6 protein-coding genes are annotated in these 4,689 nt (G+C 44.0%); 2 read left to right on the top strand and 4 right to left on the bottom strand.

The features are described 5' to 3' along the window. From MO867_RS20610 to MO867_RS20620, 3 genes are all read right to left on the bottom strand, one after another. A partial coding sequence (locus MO867_RS20610; protein WP_252472611.1) for a transposase occupies positions 1-300 on the bottom strand: 300 nt, incomplete at its 3' end. Between the two features lie 104 nt (positions 301-404). Next, positions 405-923 carry a hypothetical protein gene (locus tag MO867_RS20615; protein WP_252472612.1) on the bottom strand — a complete coding sequence of 173 codons (519 nt, stop codon included), beginning with the start codon at positions 921-923 and terminating at the stop codon, positions 405-407. A 251-nt stretch (positions 924-1,174) separates the two neighbouring features. After that, positions 1,175-2,086 carry an IS1595 family transposase gene (locus MO867_RS20620; protein ID WP_309143323.1) on the bottom strand — a complete coding sequence of 304 codons (912 nt, stop codon included), beginning with the start codon at positions 2,084-2,086 and terminating at the stop codon, positions 1,175-1,177. 444 nt (positions 2,087-2,530) lie between these two features. On the opposite strand from MO867_RS20620, the gene MO867_RS20625 reads away from it, so the two are divergent. Beyond that, positions 2,531-3,211, top strand: a complete 681-nt coding sequence (locus MO867_RS20625; RefSeq protein WP_252472615.1) for a DUF6629 family protein — start codon at positions 2,531-2,533, stop codon at positions 3,209-3,211. Positions 3,212-3,514: 303 nt separating this feature from the next. On the opposite strand, the gene MO867_RS20630 is transcribed toward MO867_RS20625, so the two are convergent. After that, complete coding sequence (locus MO867_RS20630; RefSeq protein WP_252472617.1) at positions 3,515-3,964, bottom strand: helix-turn-helix domain-containing protein; 450 nt, start codon at positions 3,962-3,964, stop codon at positions 3,515-3,517. Positions 3,965-4,160: 196 nt separating this feature from the next. On the opposite strand from MO867_RS20630, the gene MO867_RS20635 reads away from it, so the two are divergent. Next, positions 4,161-4,304 (top strand): DUF4113 domain-containing protein, encoded by a 144-nt coding sequence (locus MO867_RS20635; protein WP_252472621.1) that lies wholly within the window; start codon positions 4,161-4,163, stop codon positions 4,302-4,304. The last annotated feature ends 385 nt before the right edge of the window (positions 4,305-4,689 follow it).

Consider the following 4,689-nt stretch of genomic DNA (forward strand, 5'->3'; position numbering starts at 1 on the left):
ATCGTCTACCGAAAGTCCAACAAACCAGCGAAATAGCAAGTTGTAATTCATTTGCCCCATTAACTGTCTTTCACTGCGAATCGTGTACAGAACCTGCAGTAGCTGGGCTCTTAATAAGCGTTCAGGCGGGATAGATTCACGGCCATATTCACAATATGCTGAATCCAGCAGCCAATCTATACGTTTGAGGGCGAGGTTAAAGAGAGTCCGGATAGCGCGTAGGGGGTGCTTCTTAGGGACGAAAGATTCCAGGTGAACGGTTGTGAATAAAGCTTCTTGAGTGATATCGGCGCCGCGCATTATCGTAGATTATCCAGAGTTTATCTTCTGGATAATCTACCAAAACCAGTATCTATGCGAGCGATTTTCAACAGCCTGTTAAACAATTAAAATTTTGAACAATTTTATTCAGACTCTACAGTGATCATCATAGTACCGGTAAATGGGCCGTCATCCTCTCTGTCATTCCATTCTGAAAAAGGAATTTCAATATCAAATCTTGCATCATCATTTGAGCAGTCACTTGCTTGAAGTGGTTGTCCGTTTACGGGTATACCAGCGAATACAGGATTAGCTGGTCCAGTTGCGGTATCGGCAAATAATACTTCGTATATGATTGCACCTGTACCGTTACTGCTCATTAGGCGAAAGGTTGGATCAGTTCCGGTATTGGCAAATGTGATGTTAAAGGTACTAAAGCCAGTACCTGCAATACAGAATGTATCTGAACCCATGGCATTAGATCCGGTTACGGGATCTGCGATGGTTACAGGGTCAACATTGGTAATAATTATATTTTCAGAAAATTGTAATGTGATGTCACTAGATGCCATGTCCGTGGCTGAAAATACAGGTGCAGCTAAGCCCAGCGTCAGGCTGATTGCGGCTGCAGATATAAGAAGTCTTGGGGCGACACTGTTCATGAGGTATTCCCTTCATTGATAACTGAAAGCCTTGCTAAAAAATACCAATACTAAAAATTAGCAAGATAGTTAGTAACAATATCTTGGTCTAAAAATAATAGTCTTTAAATTTTTAGGGAGGTGCCGGTGGATCGTTTTATGGGTTAATTCAGGTAAAATTTACTAGCTGGTGAGATAAATTTCCTAGGCTCTTAGGAGCAATTCACTATTTCTCGTTCACGGGGTTTCTTAAGATCAATTCGATCATGGGGTCAAGTAATCCACGCCCCCATTTTCTGATATTGTGTGCCGCCTCGAAAAAAAGCGAGATATGCAGGCAACTTTTCCTGTGAAATCCCTCTGTGAGGCCGCAACCATGAGCGAAGTAAAGACCAGAAACCTTCCATCGTATTCACGTGAACCTCACAAAATCCGTCTCCATCATCATCTCTTGCGTACTCACCCGCTGAGTGACAAACTGAATGACGTTCATATCCCCAGTTATTCAGCTGGCTATAAATATCGTATTCATCCGTGTAGGTTGTCGTTCCTTTGGCAACGTATTTTTCTATGATGGGGCGAATCGTTTTTTGTTGAACATTCTCCAGCATACGAATAACAACCTCACCTCCTCTCTGGATCATTCCCAGAATCGGTGGCTTCTCCTTTTCGAGCGTTCCCCGACCACGAGCACCTTTTAGCCGTCGTCTACGGGGTTTTCGCCCTTTTTTTACCGATGCAGGGTGGCCTTTGTGCCCTGAAACCACATAAACCTCATCAAATTCAACTTCTCCAGACAGTGTCGTCTTGGGACGATTATTTTTAATTTCTGTCCGCATTTGCTCTGTCATAGTTTGAGCCGTTTTTTCGCTCACACCGAGTTCCAGGGATATTTGCCGGTTCGAGACATTCAGCCCCATCAGATACAAGCAACACATCCAGAACTTCAATGGTAAATTACTGGATTGAAACAGAGTGCCGGTCAAGTCATTAATGTGCCTGTTGCAGTCAATACACTTGTACCGACGCTTGGTATCCTCTTGACCAATTTTATGAGAGTTGCCTGACAAGCATTTCGGGCACAGTACTTGTCCATCCGGCCAACACATTGTTCTGAGCTTGTTGTAGCATTCGGCTTCACTCAATATTTCCGTAATTTTTAACATGAGCTGGATGTTGGTCATCTAATTAAGATAAGGCTGTATTCTACAGGATTACCAGATTCTACTTAAGAGCCTTAATTTAATGGGGACACTATTACTCTAATATGCAACGGGCAATCCTAAACCCAAGGGTCAAAACGGTGGCCAGCTTTGATAAACTGAATAAAGAGCGGCAATTAACCCAGCGGCGTCACACTGGCTTGTTACTCCCATCCGACATAGACCCTACCTGCATAAGTATCGATTTCCATAGGCAAACTCGATGTATCTTTGTTGGTGCTTTCGGCTTAACTCATAGGGTGAATTGAAGGCTTTGAACTATATAGTCTTTGAAGACAAATTTAAAAGCTTAGCACAAATTAGCGAATATCAACTGAAGTTTAGGTTAAAGTTACTGCTATGCTGTACCTTAGGTTATAAGGCTCTGGCTTAAATTACAATATTTTACATATAGAGAAAACCACTATGTGTTTTTCAGCCACAGCATCATTCGGATCAGCAGCACTGCTTCTTGTCGGTGGTGTCTTGTGCACAAAACATGCTATAAAAAATGATAAAACCTATTTATTGCTCGCGATTACTCCTCTCTTTTTTGCGTTACAACAAGCGAGTGAAGGCGCGGTATGGATTGGGTACAACGAAAAATCAATATCACTGACCACAGCATCTTCTATTTTATTTTTATTTTTTGCTTTATTTTTTTGGCTTACTTGGCTGCCTATCGTAGCCTTTAGTCTTGAGGCAAAAAAATGGAAAAAAGTTTTTTTTGTTATATTGATCATCACAGGTTTTGTTTTTGGCTTATACCTTTGGCTACCTGTGCTATTAGAGTCCGGGCCCAGGCATTTAATAAAAACCAGCAAGTGTGGACATGGCCTATGTTATATTGTGTCCGGTGGCGGCTTGTTATCCGTTACAGTGCGGGATATTATTTATTCTTCACTTGGTGTTTTATTTTTATTATCGAGCAATCGACTTTTCAGAAAATTCTGGGCACTTGTCATGCTACTCGGTGTTACCACCTACTTTACTCAGCGTGAAACATGGGTATCAACCTGGTGTTTCTTTGCAGCGATATCGACTTTATGGATTTATTTTCTATTAATAAATGATCATAAAGCAAAGATGAAAAAACAAGCATCATGATTGTAGTTGCAAAGTTAATTTGGTCGCCGCGTTAAGGGTGATATAATTATCTAATAAGTTAACAGATGATATTGAACTTTCACTACGCAACTGCATCATTTACTCTACCCATTAGATCACTTGGCTTCGGTGTCCTTGGTCACCTCGCCTCTAGGCTAAGCCTTATATGATGTTTCTGTTCGTCAGCTCGTAGTTTTGCTAGCGGCTTCCTCCCCACAAAACCTCACGGTGTTGCAGTTGCCATTCGCTAGTAGTTAGCATTTAATGGAATCCATTAAACGGTGATCATCCTACAGGGGACTTTCACCCCATTAGTCCACGCCCATGCTGGGCGTACCAAAGCAAAGCAGCATCGCCGACTTCGTGGGCTGGACAGCTTCTCCGCGGCTTCTCCGCTGTTTGCGGCGTTAAATTTACCGCCGGCTCTTCCAAAGCTGGTAAGCGCTTTCTACTGCTCTGTGGATATGCCGGTGAAACTCCTGCGGTAGCTGTGCATAAAGCCGTGCGATCAACGGCGGAAACGGGATCTGCGCAAAGTGGTGCAGGTTCTCCACTCCGTACACCTCCGCCAACGTAATCCCCACCGCCTCGCACCAGGCCGGCAGCAGCTCCGCCGGTATCTTCTGATTGCCTGTTTCCATTTTCGAAATTTGAGAGTGTCAGCCCCAGCTGTGTGGCTAGCTGCGAAATCGTCTTCCCATCCATTTTCCTTGCGTTGCGCAGGCGATTGCCTAGTGTTTCGGCCTCAGACATCCAGCCGTATTGGGTACCCTCGTTTTACCAATATTTCGATTATCGAAAACTTCCGGCATTTTGCATTGCTAAAACCGAAACAATCCAGAACATCTATTTGAAAGCGGTGAATTAGCTAGTAGCGTTGGCTTGCCTGTCGTCAAAAGCCGGTGTAAACAGCTAGCAACCAGTGCGGGCGGGCGAGACTATGCAGGCTATGGATCAAATCAACCAAAAGTTTGGGCGAGGCACTTTGTTCCTAGGGGCTGAGGGCATCAAAAAAAAGTGGAAGATGCGTCAGCAGTATAAGTCTCCCGCCTATACGACTCGGTGGGATGAGTTGCCGGAAGTAGCGGCCTGAATAGCTGATTGCATGTCCAGCTTACGCCGGGGGTAACTCTAGAGTTTAATAGTCATGCCGCGGGGTAAGATACTGGTTCTATATGCAGTGATTACCCCCTGAAGGTGATGTAAGTGGTTGATTTTATTGGGTTGAGCCAAACCTTGTGATTCCTGATGTCGCGGGTTCGAAACCCGTCGGCCACCCCAAATATCTCCTTGTTTATCAAGGACTTAAGAACCCCGCCTAGTGCGGGGTTTTTTCGTTTTGGGCTCCAGTGTGGTAATTTGGTGTGGTAATTATGACCTCAATCTATATTGAGGTTTCAAGTGATATCAACTTTTAGCTAAGCAATACTTCGGACAGTTTTAGGGGGCGAAATAGGTAGGAACCAAGGCCGGATACT

The organism is Microbulbifer okhotskensis, assembly GCF_023895975.1.
In the GTDB taxonomy this organism is placed as follows: Bacteria; Pseudomonadota; Gammaproteobacteria; order Pseudomonadales; family Cellvibrionaceae; genus Microbulbifer; species Microbulbifer okhotskensis.